This is a genomic window from Paraburkholderia sp. RL17-368-BIF-A (assembly GCF_046054045.1).
Classification (GTDB): domain Bacteria; phylum Pseudomonadota; class Gammaproteobacteria; order Burkholderiales; family Burkholderiaceae; genus Paraburkholderia; species Paraburkholderia graminis.
In genome coordinates, this window is sequence record NZ_JARESN010000004.1 from 135,588 (window position 1) to 153,358 (window position 17,771).

At 65.2% G+C, this 17,771-nt stretch carries 16 protein-coding genes; 12 read left to right on the top strand and 4 right to left on the bottom strand.

Features of this window, described 5'->3' with window-relative positions; translation table 11 throughout:
* Positions 1–486: 486 nt before the first annotated feature.
* Positions 487–2,496, bottom strand: coding sequence for a bifunctional tRNA (5-methylaminomethyl-2-thiouridine)(34)-methyltransferase MnmC2/FAD-dependent 5-carboxymethylaminomethyl-2-thiouridine(34) oxidoreductase MnmC1 (mnmC, locus tag P0D87_RS08920; protein WP_053858914.1), 2,010 nt, complete (start codon positions 2,494–2,496; stop codon positions 487–489).
* Between the two features lie 415 nt (positions 2,497–2,911).
* Between mnmC and P0D87_RS08925 the strand changes: the two genes are divergently transcribed.
* The gene (locus tag P0D87_RS08925; protein ID WP_006050811.1) at positions 2,912–3,190 is read left to right on the top strand and encodes an HU family DNA-binding protein; all 279 of its coding nucleotides are present in this window, start codon (positions 2,912–2,914) and stop codon (positions 3,188–3,190) included.
* Positions 3,191–3,322: 132 nt separating this feature from the next.
* Here the strand turns inward: P0D87_RS08925 and P0D87_RS08930 are convergent, their stop codons facing one another.
* Positions 3,323–4,654 carry a GTP-binding protein gene (locus tag P0D87_RS08930; RefSeq protein ID WP_408636789.1) on the bottom strand — a complete coding sequence of 444 codons (1,332 nt, stop codon included), beginning with the start codon at positions 4,652–4,654 and terminating at the stop codon, positions 3,323–3,325.
* Positions 4,655–4,797: 143 nt separating this feature from the next.
* The gene (locus P0D87_RS08935; protein WP_006050809.1) at positions 4,798–5,244 is read right to left on the bottom strand and encodes a lytic transglycosylase domain-containing protein; all 447 of its coding nucleotides are present in this window, start codon (positions 5,242–5,244) and stop codon (positions 4,798–4,800) included.
* A 519-nt stretch (positions 5,245–5,763) separates the two neighbouring features.
* On the opposite strand from P0D87_RS08935, the gene gspD reads away from it, so the two are divergent.
* The 3 genes from gspD to gspF are packed head-to-tail and all read left to right on the top strand — an operon-like array spanning position 5,764 to position 10,887.
* Positions 5,764–8,109 (top strand): type II secretion system secretin GspD, encoded by a 2,346-nt coding sequence (gene gspD, locus P0D87_RS08940; RefSeq protein ID WP_053858916.1) that lies wholly within the window; start codon positions 5,764–5,766, stop codon positions 8,107–8,109.
* On the top strand, positions 8,106–9,665 hold the full coding sequence (gene gspE / locus P0D87_RS08945) for a type II secretion system ATPase GspE (RefSeq protein WP_053858917.1): 1,560 nt from the start codon (positions 8,106–8,108) through the stop codon (positions 9,663–9,665). Before gspD ends, gspE begins: the two co-directional genes overlap by 4 nt.
* 4 nt (positions 9,666–9,669) lie before the next feature.
* Positions 9,670–10,887 (top strand): type II secretion system inner membrane protein GspF, encoded by a 1,218-nt coding sequence (gene gspF, locus P0D87_RS08950; RefSeq protein ID WP_006050806.1) that lies wholly within the window; start codon positions 9,670–9,672, stop codon positions 10,885–10,887.
* A 60-nt stretch (positions 10,888–10,947) separates the two neighbouring features.
* On the opposite strand, the gene P0D87_RS08955 is transcribed toward gspF, so the two are convergent.
* Entirely contained in the window at positions 10,948–11,361 is a 414-nt protein-coding gene (locus P0D87_RS08955; RefSeq protein ID WP_006050805.1) for a type II secretion system protein N, read from the bottom strand.
* Positions 11,362–11,518: 157 nt separating this feature from the next.
* Here P0D87_RS08955 and gspG point away from each other — a divergent pair, with 157 nt between their 5' ends.
* The 8 genes from gspG to P0D87_RS08995 are packed head-to-tail and all read left to right on the top strand — an operon-like array spanning position 11,519 to position 17,554.
* A complete protein-coding gene (gene gspG, locus P0D87_RS08960) occupies positions 11,519–11,983 on the top strand; it encodes a type II secretion system major pseudopilin GspG (RefSeq protein WP_006050804.1) in 465 nt (154 codons plus the stop codon).
* Positions 11,974–12,513, top strand: a complete 540-nt coding sequence (locus P0D87_RS08965) for a GspH/FimT family pseudopilin (protein WP_006050803.1) — start codon at positions 11,974–11,976, stop codon at positions 12,511–12,513. Before gspG ends, P0D87_RS08965 begins: the two co-directional genes overlap by 10 nt.
* A 1-nt stretch (position 12,514) precedes the next feature.
* Positions 12,515–12,961 (top strand): type II secretion system minor pseudopilin GspI, encoded by a 447-nt coding sequence (gspI, locus tag P0D87_RS08970; RefSeq protein ID WP_053858918.1) that lies wholly within the window; start codon positions 12,515–12,517, stop codon positions 12,959–12,961.
* A complete protein-coding gene (locus P0D87_RS08975) occupies positions 12,939–13,640 on the top strand; it encodes a PulJ/GspJ family protein (RefSeq protein ID WP_029971196.1) in 702 nt (233 codons plus the stop codon). Before gspI ends, P0D87_RS08975 begins: the two co-directional genes overlap by 23 nt.
* A gap of 43 nt (positions 13,641–13,683) precedes the next feature.
* The gene (gene gspK / locus P0D87_RS08980) at positions 13,684–14,802 is read left to right on the top strand and encodes a type II secretion system minor pseudopilin GspK (protein ID WP_053858919.1); all 1,119 of its coding nucleotides are present in this window, start codon (positions 13,684–13,686) and stop codon (positions 14,800–14,802) included.
* Positions 14,803–14,830: 28 nt separating this feature from the next.
* Positions 14,831–16,252: a type II secretion system protein GspL gene (gene gspL / locus P0D87_RS08985; RefSeq protein ID WP_029971194.1), complete on the top strand. Its 1,422-nt coding sequence runs from the start codon at positions 14,831–14,833 to the stop codon at positions 16,250–16,252.
* Positions 16,249–16,752: a type II secretion system protein M gene (locus tag P0D87_RS08990; protein ID WP_006050798.1), complete on the top strand. Its 504-nt coding sequence runs from the start codon at positions 16,249–16,251 to the stop codon at positions 16,750–16,752. Before gspL ends, P0D87_RS08990 begins: the two co-directional genes overlap by 4 nt.
* Before the next feature lie 22 nt (positions 16,753–16,774).
* Complete coding sequence (locus P0D87_RS08995; RefSeq protein ID WP_006050797.1) at positions 16,775–17,554, top strand: type II secretion system protein N; 780 nt, start codon at positions 16,775–16,777, stop codon at positions 17,552–17,554.
* The last annotated feature ends 217 nt before the right edge of the window (positions 17,555–17,771 follow it).

Sequence of the window (17,771 nt, forward strand, 5' to 3'; positions counted from 1 at the left end):
ACGGTAAGAAAGTACTTCATCTTCGCGAGATGTGGAAAAAGCGACCGTTTTGAAGCTCGCGACGCCTGGATTTGCTGGCTTGTTCCAGTGCTCGTCGATGGAGTCTGCACCATCTACGTGTGCTTTTCAGGACAGCCGTTAGCACACGGGTTGAATGCGTCGCCCGATCTGTGCGGTGGCGCACGGTCCAGCTCGGGCCTTGCTGTTTACGTGTTTACTGTATGTATACGTAGTAGCAGTTAACAAGCAGCCCGCTTTTCTGTGGATAACCCCGGTTTACCGAAGCGAATCAGCGGATTGCAGACTTCATAACCGGATGCACAGCATGTGCGGCGACGCCGGGTAGTCGCGGGTAACTTTCGGCGAAATTCGACGGCGCTCGAGTTACCCCGTTTACGTCCACAACGGTTCCACACGAGTTGCGCTAGTAAACAACGTGGTTATCCACAATTCGCGGTGGATAACCGCGCCGCGCACCGCCAATAGTTAACTGATGACGCCGCCTTGCCGCAAAGCCCGCAGCAGGAAGCGCGCAGGGTCGATGTCTTCGGCGAGATCGCGTTCGAGCGGCAACGGCTCGCCTTCGATCTGCGACGCGATCAGTTCCGCGCCAAGCGCCGCCCACGCGAGACCGCGCGAGCCGTAGGCAAAGGCGCTGTAGAGACCGTCGACGCGTGGCAGATCGAGCGGCCACGCACCGCGCAGGCGTTGCGCGTCACGCGCGGCGAGCGCTTCGTCGGCGAGGTTGCCGATCATCGGCATGCGGTCGCTTGTCACGCAGCGGAATGCGACGCGGCCGGTCAGCGCATGACCCGATGCCGCGGCATCCACGCCCGCAACAACGCTCGCGAACGCGGGCAGCATCTGCGCGACGCGCTCGATGTTTTCCAGATGACCGGCAGGACGAAGCGACGTTTCGGCGTCGTCGAGTTCGTATGTCGCGCCAGTCAGCGTGACGCCGTCGGGCAGCGGTATCGCATAACCTTCGCCGATCACGGGTAACTCGAGCGACGGCGCCGCGCCCGGCGGCAGCAAAGTGAGCTGGCCGCGGATGCTGCGAGTCGGCGCGTGACGCAAACCGGCAATGCGCGCCGCGTCGTGAGCGTTGGCGACGATCACGACCGGCGCACGCGCGAGCACGTCGCCGGCCGCGTCGAATACCAGCCACTGATCGCCCGAGCGCTCGAGACGCGCGGCTTCCACGCCGAAGCGCCGCTCGAGCAAATCACCGGCGGCGGCACATTGCGCGGCGCAAAGCGAGGCCGGGTCGATCCAGCCGCCGTGCGGAAAAAACCAGCCGCCGCGCGCGAGCGGCGTACCGGCGAGTTTTTGCGCGTCGTCGGCGGAGACCGGCGTGACGAATTCCGGCGGATAGCGCAGCGCGGCGATGGCTTCGCTCATCGCGTGGGCTTCGTCGGCGTTTTCGGCGATTTGCAGCAGACCCGAGCCGCCGCGCAGCGGCGCGTGGCCGAGCCGTTCGAGCGCCGTCCAGCGTCTTAGCGCGTATAAAAAGCCGGCGCGCGTGACGCGCGACGCGACGCTGTCGTCGCGCGAGATCATCGGGTGGAATACGCCGGCCGGATTGCCCGACGCGTCTTGCGCGACCGACGCATGCCGCTCCAGCAAAGTCACGCGCCAGCCGCGCGCGGCGAGCCGCTCGACCATCGCGCATCCCGCGAGACCGCCGCCGATCACGACCGCATGCCGTTCGCGAGGCGTGAGCGGTCCGAGCGATCCGAGCGGTCCGAGTGGCGAGGGCGGCTCGTGACGACGCACGCGCCAGCGAGGCGCGAAGCGGCCGACCAGCATCGCGCGCTTCCAGCCGAAACCTTCGACCTTGCGATACTCGAAGCCGCATTGAGTCAGCGCCCGCTTGATGTCGCCGGCGCTCGTGTAAGTGGCGAAGGTCGCGCCGTCGTCGGCCAACCGCGCAAGCGACTTGAAGATGGCGAGCGTCCAAAGCTCCGGGTTTTTGGCGGGCGAGAAGCCGTCGAGGTAAAACGCGTCCGCGCGCAGCCTGAGATTGGGCAAGCTCCGCTCTGCGTCGCCGAAAACGAGCGTGAGAACCACGCGCCCGTCCTCGAATTCCAGCCGATGCGTGCCCGGCACGAGCATCGGCCAGTCGTTCGCGAGCGTGTCGGCGAGCGCCGCAATCGACGGATCGGCAATCGTCGCGGCGTACGCGCGGCGCAGATCGGCGAGCGCGAACGGATGCTTTTCCGTCGAGACGAAATGGAGCCGCTCGCAACGCGACGGGTCGGCGCGCCAGGCGGCCCACGTCGTGAGGAAGTTGATGCCCATGCCGAAGCCCGTCTCCAGCACCGTGAAAACGCGCCGGCCCTGCCAGCGCTCGGGCAGCGCGTTGCCGCGCAAGAAAACATGGTCGGCCTGCTCGAGACCGCCGACGGCGCTGTGATAGATGTCGTCGTAGAGAGGCGAAAAAGGCGTGCCGTTGTCCCGGAACGAGAGGACGGCTGGGATCAGCGGATCGGTCATGCGCGACGCAAAGTGAGGCCCCAACAAGCGGGGTCCAACGTTACCGCCAGCGCGCGCGGCTCGCCGGGCGGCGAAATAGACGCGCCGAGCGTTGGCAAAAACCAACGTCAAAGCCCCGTCCACACTGGGTTTCAGGCTTCTCAGCGAGGCCGGATCAGCAAAAAGTGCCGTTTCCTTGCTGTATCTGTTCCAAAACCGCGTAATTCTTCGAAACCCTTGTCCTGATTGGGTTTGCGCTGCGCTATCATAGCAAGCGCCGCGAAGGGAGCGGCAGCACGGCCGACGGACACTCGCTGTCCGGCGCTTTTGATCTGGAGGGGCTCCGGAGCCGTAGCTGCTCGACGGCGCGGCGCGCGCACGTATAATCGGCGCGTTCGCGCTGTTCGTGTCAACCTAAACTCAGAAAGGAACCTTAATGAACAAACAGGAACTGATCGACGCTGTCGCAGGACAGACGGGCGCCAGCAAGGCTCAAACCGGTGAAACGCTGGACACGTTGCTTGAAGTGATCAAGAAGTCTGTGTCGAAGGGCGACGCGGTCCAGTTGATCGGCTTCGGCAGCTTTGGTTCGGGCAAGCGCGCAGCGCGTACAGGTCGCAACCCGAAGACGGGCGAAACCATCAAGATTCCGGCCGCAAAGACCGTCAAGTTCACGGCAGGCAAGGCGTTCAAAGACGCAGTCAACAAGCGCTAAGCAGATTACTGCCAGGCAGTTGACACCCGCCAACGGCGGGTTTTTTTTCGTCTTTTGCGTTTGGAGGGGGCGCGCCGCGGCGGAGAGTGCGGCGCGCGTGGTTGCTACTGTGGAGGCGGTTGAAAGAGCCGCTTAGTCGTGGCGATGCGCGGCTCCGCCGTGGCTGTGACCATCGTGATCATGTCCGTCGTGATCGTGATCGTGATCGTGATCGTCGTCGAAGTCCCACGCCGGAAACGGATCGGCGAACTGTTGCCAGCCTTGCGGTCCCACTGCGTACTCGTCGTCGGTCAGCAGGCACGCGTCGAACTTCGCCGACCACAGCGCCGCGTCGATGCCCACGCCGATCATCGCCAATTCCTGGCGACGGTCGCCAATGCTGACGTCATCCGGCGCGCCATACCAGTCGGCGGCGATTTCGGCGGCGAGCTCGTCATCGGCATCGGGCCATTCGCTGCGGTCCTGAGCCGCCCACCACATGCCTGCGGGACCGTGCCGGCAAGCGCCGCCCGCCTGCGACAGCGAACCGGCGATGTCGTTACGCGTCGCGAGCCAGAAGAAACCCTTGCTGCGCAAGACGCCCTTCCACTCCTCGTGCAGCAACGCCCACAGCCGCTCCGGATGGAACGGACGGCGTGCCTGATAAACGAAGTTGCCGATGCCGAACTCGTCGGCTTCGCTGTGATGACCGTGGCCGCGTTCGTCTACGTGCTTCTCGGCCTGGTTGAGCAACGCGATCGCGCCGGGAGCGTTCGCCGTCTCGTCGAAATCGAAGCGGCCAGTGTTCACGATCTGTTCGAGCGGCACGGCGCCGAAGCGGCTCACCACTTGCACCGCGCGCGGATTGATGCGCGCGAGGATGCGTTGCAGGCGCGTCAGCTCGTCGGCGGTCACGAGGTCGGCCTTGTTCACGACCAGCACGTCGCAGAACTCGACCTGCTCGATCAGCAGTTCCACGAGAGTCCGGTCGTCTTCGTCGCTCGCGGCGATGCCGCGTTCGGCGAGCGCATCCGCGGAGCCGTAGTCGTGCAGAAAATTGGACGCGTCGACCACCGTGACCATCGTATCGAGCCGCGCGAGCTCGGCGAGCGGCGCGCCGTCATCGTCATCGTCGGCGAAGGCAAAAGTCTCGGCGATCGGCATGGGTTCCGCCACACCGGCCGACTCGATCAGTATCGCGTCGAAGCGCTTTTCGGCGGCCAGCCCTTTCACCTGGGCGGGCAGATCATCGCGCAGCGTGCAGCAGACACAGCCGTTCGACAGTTCGACCAGGTTTTCTTCGCTGGGCGACAGCGCGGCCGGATCGCGCAAAAGCGCCGCGTCGATATTGACGGCGGCGAGATCGTCGACGATCGCGGCGACGCGCAAGCCGGCGCGATTCGCGAGGATGTGATTCAGGAGCGTGGTCTTGCCGGCGCCCAGAAAACCGGAGAGCACGGTGACGGGCAGTGGCGGCTGGTTCATCGCAGTACGGAAATCGGGAGGATTGGAAGGCGTGCCGGGCGCCGCATTGCTGCGCGAGTCTAGCCGCGGTCCAGCGGACGCTCGAGCGCCGGCGGCAGCACGAAGCCGCATTGTGCATCAAATCGGAAACGGCGAGCGGTCGATCAGCGTGACGCCGGCATCAGGTTCCACTTGCGTAGAATCGCGGCGATTTGTTGAGCGTACTTGTCGCGCAGTGCGGGCGTCTCGGAGTGATACGCGCCGATGGCTTGCCATGTATTGCCGTACTTGTTCATCTGCCGGCGCAGATGCCACGCGGCGATGTACACGTTCTTGCACGGCTCCATCAGCGTGCCTTGCGAGATCCCGTATTGCGCGAGCGTGGGCAGATGAATCGAGTTGATCTGCATTACGCCGTAGTCGGTCGAGCCGTTTGCATTTTTGTGCTGCGCGTCCGGACGGTTATGCGACTCCTGCCAGGCGATCGCACGCAGAATCAGCGGGTTCACTTTCTGATATTTCGCGGCTTCGTCGAAGCAATCGGCGCGTGCCGTCCCGGCCGAAGCCAAGATGGTAATTCCTGCCAGAAAGGTGACGAAGCTTCGTTTCATCGGTCAAGACGACTGGGGCAGACCGCAAGGGTAAGGGATCGTAAGGGCTCGTATCAGCCATTGTTCAGCCGGGACTAGCCGGTAAGCGCAATCTGGCCGGGGCATTGACGGAAGATGCGGGAAAACCCGTGTTCGCAACGGCGATCCGACGGCTTTAACGGCTCGTATGATACCGGCAGGCCGTGACCCGTCAAGTTGGCTAACAGACATAAGAGCGCGGAAACACTAGGTTTTCTTGCCGCTTTCAGTCCGCAGTGCTTTCGCTTTCAAGGCCCGCCGAGCGGGCCCGAACGTCTAGGGAAACTCACTGAGGCTTTCCTTTTGTGACAAATCCGACATGAAAAACTGTTACTGTTCCTTCTTTTCGGACATCGGATGGCCAGCATTTTAGGGCGGCTTTCGCCCACCTGGCCCGCCGGCAGACCGACCGACCGGCGGTTTGCTCCCCTGTCCGCGCTGCATGACCGCCGGCGGCCTGCGCTGCCGGCATCGACATTACATTCCATGAGAAGAAATCGTATGGCTTTGCGTCGCGTCGCAACGGCGTTGTTGTTGGCTGGCTTGATCACTGCGCAGACCGCACAGGCGCAGGTGACATTGAACTTCGTCAACGCCGATATCGACCAGGTCGCGAAGGCGATCGGCGCGGCGACCGGCAAGACAATCATCGTCGACCCACGAGTCAAAGGTCAGTTGAATCTCGTGTCGGAAAACGCGGTGCCCGAGGATCAGGCGCTGAAGACGTTGCAATCCGCGTTGCGCATGCAGGGCTTCGCGCTCGTCCAGGATCACGGCGTACTGAAAGTCGTGCCCGAGGCCGACGCCAAACTGCAAGGCGTGCCGACCTACGTTGGCAATTCGCCGAGCGCGCGCGGCGACCAGGTGGTCACGCAAGTGTTCGTGCTGAAGAACGAATCGGCGAATAACCTGTTGCCGGTGCTGCGGCCGCTGATCTCGCCGAACAATACCGTGGCCGCTTATCCGGCCAACAACACGATTGTCGTCACCGACTACGCGGACAACGTGCGCCGTATCGCGCAGATCATCGCCGGTGTGGATACGGCGGCCGGTCAGTCGGTGTCCGTCGTACAACTGAAGAATGCAAACGCGCTCGACATTGCCACGCAACTGAACAAGATGCTCGACCCGGGCGCGATCGGCAGCACGGACGCCACGCTGAAAGTGTCGATCACCGCCGACCCGCGCACGAACTCGCTGCTCATCCGCGCGTCGAACGGCGCGCGTCTGGCCGCCGCGAGAACGCTCGCGCGCGAACTCGACGCGCCGACCAGCATGCCGGGCAACATGCACGTCGTGCCGCTGCGCAACGCCGAGGCAAGCAAGCTCGCGAAGACCTTGCGCGGCATGCTCGGCAAGGGCGGCGAAGGCGGCTCGGCGGGCGGCGGCAACGAGGCCAACGCGTTCAACCAGAATGGCGGCGGTGGCGGAATTGGCGGCAACAATTCGACGGGCACTTCGGGCACCCCGCCGCTGCCGTCGGGCGGACTGAACAACAGTTCGTTGTCCTCGCCGATGGGTGGCGGCGGCGGCGCGGGCGGCTACGGCGCGAACGGCGGCGGTCAATCCGGCGGCCTGCTCGGCGGCGACAAGGACAAGAACGAGGACAATCAGCCGGGCGGCATGATCCAGGCGGACTCGGCGACGAACTCGCTGATCATCACAGCGTCGGAGCCGGTTTACCGCAATCTGCGCGCGGTGATCGACCAGCTCGACGCGCGCCGCGCGCAGGTCTACATCGAGGCGCTCATCGTCGAGCTGAACTCGAACACGAGCGGCAATCTCGGCATTCAATGGCAGGTCGCGAACAACTCGATTTTTGCCGGCACGAACCTCGCCACGGGTTCGAGCAACAGCATCATCAACCTGACGGCTGCGGCCGCAACAGCGGGCGCGGCTGGCGCGACCGGCGGTCTCGCGAACGCGCTCGGCTCGGGTATCCAGCAGGGCTTGAACGTCGGCTGGATTCACAACATGTTCGGCGTGCAGGGACTCGGCGCGTTGCTTCAGGCGCTGTCGCAGACCGCGGACGCCAACGTGCTGTCCACGCCTAACCTGATCACGCTCGACAACGAGGAAGCGAAGATCGTCGTCGGTACTAACATACCGATTCAGACCGGTTCGTATTCGAATCTGACGAGCGGCAACGCGAGCTCGGCGTTCAACACGTACGACCGCGTGGATGTCGGCCTGACGCTGCACGTCAAACCGCAAATCACCGACGGCGGCATCCTCAAGCTTCAGCTTTACACTGAAGATTCCGCCATCGTGAACGGCACGACCAACGCGACGACCAACCCGGCCGGCCCGCAGTTCACCAAGCGCTCGATCCAGTCGACCGTGCTCGCCGACAACGGCGAAATCATCGTGCTCGGCGGCCTGATGCAGGACAACTACCAGGTCAGCAACAGCAAGGTGCCGCTGCTTGGCGACATCCCGTGGATCGGTCAGTTGTTCCGTTCCGAGCAGAAGAACCGCAACAAGACGAACCTGATGGTGTTCCTGCGCCCGGTCATCATCGGCGATCGCGATACCGCGCAGGCTGTCACGTCGAATCGCTACGACTATATTCAAGGTGTGCAGGGCGCGTATCGTCAGGACAACAATCTGATGAAGGACAACGACGATCCGGTGGTTCCGCCGAAACCGGTCGGCCCGAGCCAGGGCGGTTCGACGTTGAATCTGTTCGACCTCGACCAGATGCGCCGTCAGCAGATGCAGCCGCCGCAGCCGCAAACTCAGCCGGGCTCGGCCGCGCCGACAACGCCGCCCGCCACGAACGGCGCTGTGCAAAGTAATCCGGTGCCGGTCGCACCGTCCACCGTATCGCCAGGAGCCAAGCCGTGAGTACGCCGTCCATGCCGCCGTCAGCCTCAACGTCGCCGGCATCGTCGCGAGCCGCCGAGATTGCCTCGGCGGCGATGACAGAGCATGCGGACCACGCCGAACGCGCGGCGCCGTCGGCGATTGCCGCGCGGCTCGTGCCGTACGGCTTCGCGCGCAGCGGCCAGATTCTGGTCGCGCATCAGCACGCCGACAGCCTCGAAGTCTGGATCAGCGAGCGCACCAGCGAGGCCGCGCTCGCCGAAGTCGCACGCAACTTCGGCGCGGTGTCGGTGGTGCGTCTTCCCGCCGACGAACTCGCGCAGGCGATCAACCAGGCTTACGCGCGCCAGGACGGCAGCGCGGCTCAGGTGGTCGGCGAAGTGGAAGGCGAAGTCGACCTCTCGCGACTGATGCAGGACATTCCCGAAGTGGAAGACCTTCTGGAATCGGAAGACGACGCGCCGATCATCCGCATGATCAACGCGCTGCTCACGCAGGCCGCGCGCGAGCACGCGTCGGATATTCACATCGAGCCGTTCGAGACTTCTTCTGTGGTGCGTTTTCGCGTCGACGGCACCCTGCGCGATGTCGTGCGTCCAAAAAAAGCGCTGCATGGCGCGCTGATTTCGCGGATCAAGATCATGGCGCAGCTCGACATTGCCGAGAAACGTCTGCCGCAAGATGGCCGCATCACGCTGCGCGTGGGCGGCCGTCCGGTCGACGTGCGTGTGTCCACGCTGCCGACAGGTCACGGCGAGCGAGCCGTGCTGCGTCTGCTGGAAAAAGACGCGTCGCGCCTGAATCTCGAAGCGCTCGGCATGGGCGCGGACACGCTCGTCAAGTTCGACAAGCTGATCGGCCGGCCGCACGGCATCGTGCTCGTGACGGGCCCGACGGGCTCGGGCAAGACGACCACGCTGTATGCGTCGATGTCGCGGCTTGAAACCGCGACCACCAACATCATGACGGTCGAAGACCCGATCGAATACGACCTGTCGGGCATCGGCCAGACGCAGGTCAACGAGCGGATCGGCATGACCTTCGCGCGCGCGCTGCGCTCGATTCTGCGGCAGGACCCGGACATCATCATGATCGGTGAAATCCGCGACCTCGAAACCGCGCAGATCGCCGTGCAGGCTTCGCTCACCGGCCACCTCGTGCTCGCGACGTTGCATACCAACGACGCCGCCTCGGCCGTCACGCGTCTGACGGACATGGGCGTCGAGCCGTATCTGCTGGCGTCGTCGCTGCTCGGTGTGCTGGCGCAGCGGCTCGTGCGGCGGCTGTGCCCGGTATGCCGCGAAAAGCGCGTCGAGGAAGACGGGCGCGTGCATTGGCATCCGGTCGGCTGCGACAAGTGCGGTCAATCGGGCTATGCGGGCCGGCGCGGCGTGTATGAACTGCTGCTTATCGACGACGAAATCCGCGCGCTGATTCACCGCAATGCATCGGACGCCGAAATTCTCACGGCCGGCCGCGCGCAAGGCATGCGCACACTGCGCGAGGACGCGGATCGCTGGCTCGCTTCCGGGCTGACGTCGCTTGAAGAAGTGATTCGCGTGACGGGCGGAGCTTAAGCGCATGCCGGCATTTCGTTTCGAAGCGATCGACGCGGCGGGCAAGGCGCAAAAAGGCGTGCTCGACGCGGACAGCGCGCGCGGCGCCCGCACCAATCTGCGTTCGCAAGGACTCACGCCGCTCGTCGTCGAGCCGGCCGCCACGCGCACGCGCGGCGAGCGCAATCAGCGTCTTTCGTTGGGACGGCGGCTGTCGCAGCGCGAGCAGGCCATTCTCACGCGGCAACTGGCGAGCCTGCTGATTGCCGGCTTGCCGCTCGACGAAGCGCTTGCGGTTTTGACCGAGCAGTCGGAGCGCGACTACATCCGCGAATTGATGGCGGCGATTCGCGCCGAAGTGCTCGGCGGCCATTCGCTCGCGAATGCGCTCACGCAGCATCCGAAAGACTTTCCGGAGATCTATCGCGCGCTGGTCGCGGCCGGCGAACATACCGGCAAGCTCGGCCTTGTGCTGTCGCGGCTTGCGGACTACATCGAGCAACGCAACGCGCTTAAGCAGAAGATCGTGCTGGCGTTCACTTACCCGACGATCGTCACGATCATCGCGTTTGGCATCGTCACGTTTTTGCTGAGCTATGTCGTGCCGCAGGTGGTCAACGTGTTCGCGAGCACCAAGCAGCAACTGCCCTTCCTCACGATCATGATGATGGCGCTCTCCGGCTTCGTGCGGAACTGGTGGTGGGCTGTGCTGATCGCGGTCGCGGTGCTGTTCTATGTGGTGCGTTCGACGCTCAGGCAAGCGGGCCCGCGCTTCGCGTTCGACCGGTGGCTGCTCACCGCGCCGCTGCTCGGCAAACTCGTGCGCGGCTACAACACCGTGCGCTTCGCGAGCACGCTCGGCATTCTGACGGCGGCCGGCGTGCCGATTCTGCGTGCGCTGCAAGCCGCCGCTGAAACGCTCAGCAACACGGCGATGCGCGGCAACATTGACGATGCGATCGTGCGCGTGCGTGAAGGCACGTCGCTGTCACGCGCGCTCGGCAATACGAAGACGTTCCCGCCGGTGCTGGTTCACCTGATCCGTTCCGGCGAAGCGACCGGCGACGTCACGACGATGCTCGACCGTGCCGCCGACGGCGAAGCGCGCGAGCTCGAGCGCCGCACGATGTTCCTGACGAGTCTGCTGGAGCCGCTGCTGATTCTGGCGATGGGCGGCGTGGTGCTGGTGATCGTACTGGCGGTGATGCTGCCGATCATCGAGTTGAATAATCTGGTGCAGTGAGGCGTGGAATGCCGCGGCGCGATTGCGCGGCGGCGTGATTGCTGAACCTGGCGACCAGGCTTAACGCACGTAGATAGTAGGACCCGCGGCGTTGGCCGGCAGAAACACTTCGGAATGCGCGCCATTGCGGTCGATCACGATGGAGCGGGCGCGGACTTCGGAGAGTTTGGCGCCTTGCATCAGCGTGCTGCCGAGCGACACCGCACGCGGCGGCTCGCCGCCCACGCTGACGATGGCCGCGGCGCCTTGGGTCAGCGCGAGAATGCCGAACAGATGCACGTCCTGGTTGACCGTGCGCGTGAGCTGTCCGCCGAACAGCGTGGCGGCCTGATCGGTCGAGACCTGCGCGTGCGCGGCGGCTGCGGGCACCGGCGCACCGGACATCGCGGTGAGTGTGATGGTCCAGTAGGTCAGCGTCGCGCAGAACACGGCGAAGAGCGCGAGCGACAGAAGGCGGATTTGGAGTGCGTTCATGCGCACATTGTACGGACTATTGTGAAAATTGCGTTGGGTTGAAACCCTTCAACTGCATGACATTAAAATGACCGGCCGGGCACGTTCAATGGCACCGCGAGTGCCAGAGCACCGAGTCCGCCCAGTCGATAATTCACCTGAAATGAGGTAGCAAGCTATGCAACTGTCGACCATTCGCCGCACAGCAATTGCGGGTTCGCGCAGCCGTCGTCAACGCGGTTTTACGCTGATCGAAATCATGGTCGTGATCGCGATTCTCGGCATCCTGGCCGCGTTGATCGTGCCGAAAATCATGAGCCGTCCCGACGAAGCGCGGCGCGTCGCCGCGAAGCAGGACATCGGCACTGTGATGCAGGCGCTCAAGCTTTATCGTTTGGACAACGGCCGTTATCCGACGCAGGAGCAAGGTCTGCGCGCGCTGATCGAAAAGCCCGCGACGGACCCCGTGCCGAACAACTGGAAAGACGGCGGCTATCTGGAACGTTTGCCGAACGATCCTTGGGGCAACGGCTATCAATATCTGAACCCCGGCGTGCACGGCGAAATCGACGTCTTCAGCTACGGCGCGGACGGCAAGGCAGGCGGCGAAGGCAATGACGCCGACGTGGGCTCGTGGCAATAGACGATAGCAACGCACGTGTCGCAACGAACCCACCGCCCCGCGCGGCGGGCGCGGCGTTGCGCGCGCGCGGCCTGCGCCGGCATCAGGCAGGTTTCACGCTGCTGGAAATGATGGTGGTGCTGGTGATTGCAGGCTTGCTGGTCTCTCTGACCGCGTTGACGATGACGCGCAATCCGCGCACCGATCTGAACGAGGAAGCGCAGCGTCTCGCGCTGCTGTTCGAATCGGCCGGCGACGAAGCGCAGGTGCGCGCGCGCCCGATCGCGTGGCAACCGTTCGACGGCGGCTTTCGTTTCGACTTGCGCACCGAGGACGGCTGGCGTCCGTTGCGCGACGATCTGCTCAAGCCGCGTCAGTGGGAAGGCGGCGTGAGCGGCGTGACGATCGACTATCCGGGATCGAATTCGAAGGCGAATCGCGTCGTGTTCGGCACCGAGGCGATCGACGTGCCCGTGCGCGTCACGCTGTTTTCCGCGGCGGGCAGCGCGACGATCGTCGGCACCGGCAATGGCCGATACGAGGTGCACTGACATGCGCCATCGCAGCAGCAGCAGCAGCAGTAGCAGAAGCAGAAGCAGCAGCACGGCGGCTCGCCGGGCCGTCCACCGCGAGCGCGGTTTCACGATGATCGAAGTGCTGGTCGCGCTCGCGATCATCGCGGTCGCGCTTGCCGCATCGCTGCGCGCGGTCGGCTCACTCGCGACCGGCGAGGCCGATCTTCATCGGCGCTTGCTGGCCGGCTGGAGCGCGGATAACACGCTCGCGCAATTGCGCCTCACGCATGCATGGCCGAATGTCGGCTCGACGAGTTTCGATTGCTCGCAAGGAAATTTGCAGTTGATCTGTACCGAGCAAGTGTCGGCGACGCCGAATCCGGTGTTTCGTCGCGTGGAAGTGATGGTGACGATGCCCGGGCGCTCCGGCAATCTCGCCCAGATGGTCACGGTGGTCGCGAATGAAACGAATCGTTCGCTCTGAGCGCCGCCGCGAGCGCACCGGCCACCGCCGCTCTCGCGCGGGCGTGCATGGCTTCACGCTGATCGAACTGCTCGTCGCGATTGCGATCATGGCGGTGATCGCGGTGCTGTCGTGGCGCGGGCTCGACCAGATCATCCGCGGCCGGCAGACCATCACGAACGCGATGGAAGACGAGCGCGTGTTCGCGCAACTGTTCGACCAGATGCGCATCGACGCGCGTCAGGCCGCTTCCGACGACGAATCCGGTCAGCCGGCGGTGTCGCTCCTCGGCGGCGCATTGCAGATCGTGCGGCAGATGAGCTTGCCCGGCTCCGCGCCGCGCTTGCAGGTCGTGCGTTACCGCGTCACCGAAGGTCGCGTGATCCGCTATGCGTCGCCGCCGCTTGCCAGCGTCGGCGATCTGCGCGCGGCGTCGCGCGGCAGCGAAGGCGAAGGCTGGTCGGCCGTGCCGTTGATGGGCGGCGTCGGCGCAATTTCGGCGCGGCTCTATGTGCCGCGCGTCGGCTGGACCACGCAGATGAAGGACGTGCAAGGCGCGATCACCGAGGCCGACAACAATCTCAAGGTGCCGCAGCTTGGCAATGCTCCGCTGCCGCGCTCGGTGACGGGGCTCGAAGTGAGCGTGGGCGCGAAGTCGCTCGCACGGCCCATCACGCGCGTTTTTTTGATTGGGGAATGAGATGAGATTGTTCTCCTTCAGCGCGGGACGCTCGACCCGTGTTATGCGCGGAACGCGCGGCGCGCTTAACTCACGCCACGCCCACCGCACCCACCAGCGCGGCGCGGCCATCATCAGCGCGTTGCTCGTCGTTGCGCTCTCGGCGATTCTCGTCTCCGGCATGTTGTGGCGTCAGCAAGTGCAGATCCGCCGGATCGAGAACCAGCGTCTGCTCGCGCAGGCGCAATGGGTTGCGCGCGGCGCGCTCGACTGGACGCGTCTGATTCTTCGCTCCGAAGGCGATACGTCCGCGGGCATCACGTATCTCGGCGGCGTGTGGGGCGTGCCCATCGCGAAGACGCGGCTTTCCGACTTCCTCGGTCAGATCGGCGAGGTGCGCGCGCAGCAAGGCGCCGCGACTTACCTGTCGGGTTCCATCGAAGACGCTCAGGCCAAATTCAATCTGCGCAATCTGGTCGCGAGCCCGGCGCCCGGCGTCATGCAACTCGACGTGGAGCAGATCGGCGCGTATCAGCGGCTGCTGGTTTCGCTCGGCGTGAACAGCCAGCTCGCGAAGAACACCGCGGTCCAGGTGCGCGCGAGCCTGATGCAATCGGCGACGCGCTTTCAGACCGTCACATCGACGTCCGGCACGCCGTCGACGCCGGCGATCCACGGCGGCGCCGCAGGTGGCGCAACAGGCGGCGGCTTCACGGACAAACCGGGCATCGAAGACGGCGAGGACAGCGCCGCGCACGCACCGCTGCAAATGACGAGCGTCGATTCGCTGCTCGACATTCCCGGCTACACGCCGGAGATGGTCGCGCGCTTGCGGCCCTTCGTGACTGTGCTGCCGACCGTGTCGGCGATCAACATGAACACGGCGCCCGCGGAAGTGATTGCGGCCGTTGTGCCGGGCATGAATCTGTCTTCCGCGCAGGCGTTCGTCGCGCGGCGGCAGACCGTGTTTTTCCATAACGCCGGCGACGTGACGCTCGCGTTGCGCGGCGCGGGCGTGCAGCAGACTTCGATCGATCCAAACCAGTTCGACGTCAACACGAACTACTTCCTTATTCATGGCCGCGTGCAGCACGAGCGCGCCGAAGTCGACCGCACGACGCTCGTCTATCGCGATGCTTTGACTCACACTACGCGTATCGTGCGGGTGCAAGACCAACTATGAACAACGCCTTTCCCAGAGAGAGTGGCCTTTGAGCACGCTGATCGTCTTATTGCCGCCGCGTGATCCGGCGGTGCCGTCGCAGGAATGGCAGTTGCCGGACTTGCCGTTCGTGCTGCTCGACAAGTCGGGACGCACGCAGCGCGCCGGGCGTTCGGCGCTTGCGCTGTTGCCGCGCGCGACGTCGACGGTGCTGATGGTCGCCGCGCGCGACCTCCTGATGATGCCGGCCACGCTGCCGCCGCTGCGCGGTCCGAAGCTGCGCCAGGCGCTGCCGAACATCGTCGAGGATCAGCTGATCCAGGACCCGCAAACCTGCCATATCGCCGTGGACCCGCAACCGGCGGCGGGCGGACGGCAAGTGCTGGCGATCATCGACCGAGGGTGGTTCCGCTTTATCTACGAAGCGTTTTCCGCTGCTGGGCACCGCAGTTTGCGCGCGGTGCCGGTTACACGCTGTCTGCCGGAGGCGCGGTTATCCGCGGCGCCGGTCGACGTTGCCGAAACGGTGAGCGCGGCCGAGCCAGCATTGGCGGGCGCCGACGCTTCGCCACGCCGCGATGCCGCGCCGGTGGCAAGCGCGGCTGATACATTGTCCGACGCCGCAACTGGAGCCATGCCGATGGTCGCGGCGGTGCTCGGCGCAGTCGTTCAAACCGCGCCGGCACTGCTGCTGGAAGGCGCTGTCGAAACCGGCACGCCGCGCGTCGAACTGGCGATTGCGCGCGGCGCGCAAGGCGAAGGGCTCGCAGTGCCGGCGAACGCGGTCAACGCGACGCTCGCGGCGCTCGCCGGCGCGATGCCCGTGTCGCTCTATATGCTCACCGAAGTGCCTGGCAACGAGCCGAGTCTCGGCGCGAGCAGCCCGGCGCGGCTTGCCGCGCATGTGCACGGCGCGAGTCCGCTGCCGTTCGAGCAACTCGCGCGGCGCGCGCTCGCGTGCCGCTTCGATCTGTGCCAGTTCGAATTCGCGTCGCAGCCGTGGCGGCTCGACCGCGCGACGCTGCGCCGCCTGCGCCTGCCGGTGCTGCTCGCGGTCGGCGCGCTGCTGGTCGCGATCATCGGCGCGAATGTGCAGTGGCTGATGCTGTCGCGCCAGCGCGACGCGATCAACACGCAGATGACCGAACTGCTGCTCAACGCGTTCCCGAAGACGACGGTCGTGCTCGATGCGCCCGATCAGATGTCGCGTCAGTTGCAGCAGTTGCGTGTGGCGGCGGGCGAGCTTTCCCCGGACGACTTCCTCTCCATCGCCGATCGTCTCGCGCGCGCGCTGCCGCCCGTGCCCGTCAACGGCATTGCCGCGCTCGATTATCACGACCGGCGGCTCGACGTGACCTTTAAGCCGGAGGTGAAGCTCGATCCCGATTTCGCCGCGCGCCTCGCGCGCAACGGACTGAATGGCGCGATCGACAGCAATACCGGCAAGTGGACCATCAGGAACGGACAATGAAAGCTCAACTCGCGCAAACCTGGGCAGGCTTCTGGGAGCAGCGGACCGACCGCGAAAAGGGTCTGCTGACGTGGGGCGGCGGCGTGCTCGCGGTGGTGATCGCGTGGTCGGTGCTGTGGGCGCCGGCGCAGGAGGGGCGCGCGCGTCTGCGTCAATCGCTGCCCACCTTGCAGCGCCAACTCGCGCAGATGACGGCGCAGGCCAACGAAGCGCGTCAGCTTTCCGGCGCCGCTCAGGGCGTGGCGCCGACCGGCGGCGCGCTGAAGGACGCGCTGTCCGCGTCGCTTGCCGATCATGGCCTAGCGGCCACGCAGGTTCAGGTGATCGGCAACGCGGTGCAGGTGCAGATGAAGAACGCGTCGTTTCCCGTGTGGACGGGTTGGGTCGACGACGTGCGCCGCCAGTTCAAAGTGCAGGTCGCCGAAGCGCACGTGACCGCGCTGAAAGAAGACGGCCAGGTGGACGTGACGGCGTCGTTGCAGCCATCGACGGCGAAATGAGCGCGCTGCCACGGGATCTCGCATGACTTACTGGATGCGGCGCCTGCGCGCCGCGCTGCCCTGGCTCGTGGTCGCGGTGTTTTCCAGCGCGGCAGTGATGCTCGCGATGTTGCCGGCCGCCTGGATCACGCCGCAATTCGCCCGTCAGAGCGGCGGGCACGTTAACCTCGTCGACCCGGCCGGTTCGCTGTGGCACGGCTCCGCCACGCTGATGCTCGCCGCGGGCTCCGATATGAGCGCCGCGACGCTGCTGCCTGGACGCATCGAATGGCGCACGGCTTTCTGGCCGCTCTTCACGGGCCGCGTGCGCATGACCATGCGGCAGAGCGAGGCGATGCCGGAGCCGATCACCGTCGACGCCACGCCGCGCAGCGCAAATGTGACGCCCGGCGCGATCGCGGTGCCGGCCTCGCTGCTGAGCGGTCTCGGCGCGCCGTTCAATACGCTGGATCTACAGGGCGACGTGCGGCTCTCGTGGTCCGACTGGCGCAGTTTCAACCGTCAGGCGTTCGGCCAGTTGACGGTCGCGCTGAACGACGTGAGTTCGCGTGTCTCGCCGGTGAAGCCGCTCGGCTCGTATCAGTTGGTGTTTCAGGCGGAAGGGGCGTCGTCGACGCTCGAGCTGCGAACCGTCAAGGGGCCGCTGATGCTGAACGGACGTGGCGTCGTGTCGCCGGCTTCGACGTCGTTTCATGGCACGGCGACATCGGCGCCCGAGGCACGCGACAATCTCGCGGGGCTGTTGAACCTGCTCGGACGACCGAGCGGACCGGACACGGTTGCGTTGTCGTTCGTGCATTGAGGTGGGTGGGGCGGGGGTGGTGATAGGCCCGCCGCGCCGAGCCTTTGAGGTCGCGGCAAAAGGGGATGCGGTCGTCGCGTTGCTGCCGCTCGCGCGTTAGTTTGACGCGCGGACGCGCGGATGCTGATAAAGCCGCGGTGCGGCGTTTCGAGCTAGCGACAAAACAAGACTGGTCAATGTCGTCGCTCGGACGTCGAGCTGGACCCGCCGATGCGTG

What these genes read in the sequence shown, in the direction of transcription:
- P0D87_RS08975 (WP_029971196.1), top strand. Translation starts at nt 12,939, where the DNA reads ATGAAACGAATCGTTCGCTCTGAGCGCCGCCGCGAGCGCACCGGCCAC.
- P0D87_RS08955 (WP_006050805.1), bottom strand. Translation starts at nt 11,361, where the DNA reads ATGAACGCACTCCAAATCCGCCTTCTGTCGCTCGCGCTCTTCGCCGTG.
- mnmC (WP_053858914.1), bottom strand. Translation starts at nt 2,496, where the DNA reads ATGACCGATCCGCTGATCCCAGCCGTCCTCTCGTTCCGGGACAACGGC.
- gspD (WP_053858916.1), top strand. Translation starts at nt 5,764, where the DNA reads ATGGCTTTGCGTCGCGTCGCAACGGCGTTGTTGTTGGCTGGCTTGATC.
- gspF (WP_006050806.1), top strand. Translation starts at nt 9,670, where the DNA reads ATGCCGGCATTTCGTTTCGAAGCGATCGACGCGGCGGGCAAGGCGCAA.
- P0D87_RS08925 (WP_006050811.1), top strand. Translation starts at nt 2,912, where the DNA reads ATGAACAAACAGGAACTGATCGACGCTGTCGCAGGACAGACGGGCGCC.
- gspK (WP_053858919.1), top strand. Translation starts at nt 13,684, where the DNA reads ATGCGCGGAACGCGCGGCGCGCTTAACTCACGCCACGCCCACCGCACC.
- P0D87_RS08995 (WP_006050797.1), top strand. Translation starts at nt 16,775, where the DNA reads ATGACTTACTGGATGCGGCGCCTGCGCGCCGCGCTGCCCTGGCTCGTG.
- P0D87_RS08930 (WP_408636789.1), bottom strand. Translation starts at nt 4,654, where the DNA reads ATGAACCAGCCGCCACTGCCCGTCACCGTGCTCTCCGGTTTTCTGGGC.
- P0D87_RS08990 (WP_006050798.1), top strand. Translation starts at nt 16,249, where the DNA reads ATGAAAGCTCAACTCGCGCAAACCTGGGCAGGCTTCTGGGAGCAGCGG.
- P0D87_RS08935 (WP_006050809.1), bottom strand. Translation starts at nt 5,244, where the DNA reads ATGAAACGAAGCTTCGTCACCTTTCTGGCAGGAATTACCATCTTGGCT.
- gspI (WP_053858918.1), top strand. Translation starts at nt 12,515, where the DNA reads ATGCGCCATCGCAGCAGCAGCAGCAGCAGTAGCAGAAGCAGAAGCAGC.
- gspG (WP_006050804.1), top strand. Translation starts at nt 11,519, where the DNA reads ATGCAACTGTCGACCATTCGCCGCACAGCAATTGCGGGTTCGCGCAGC.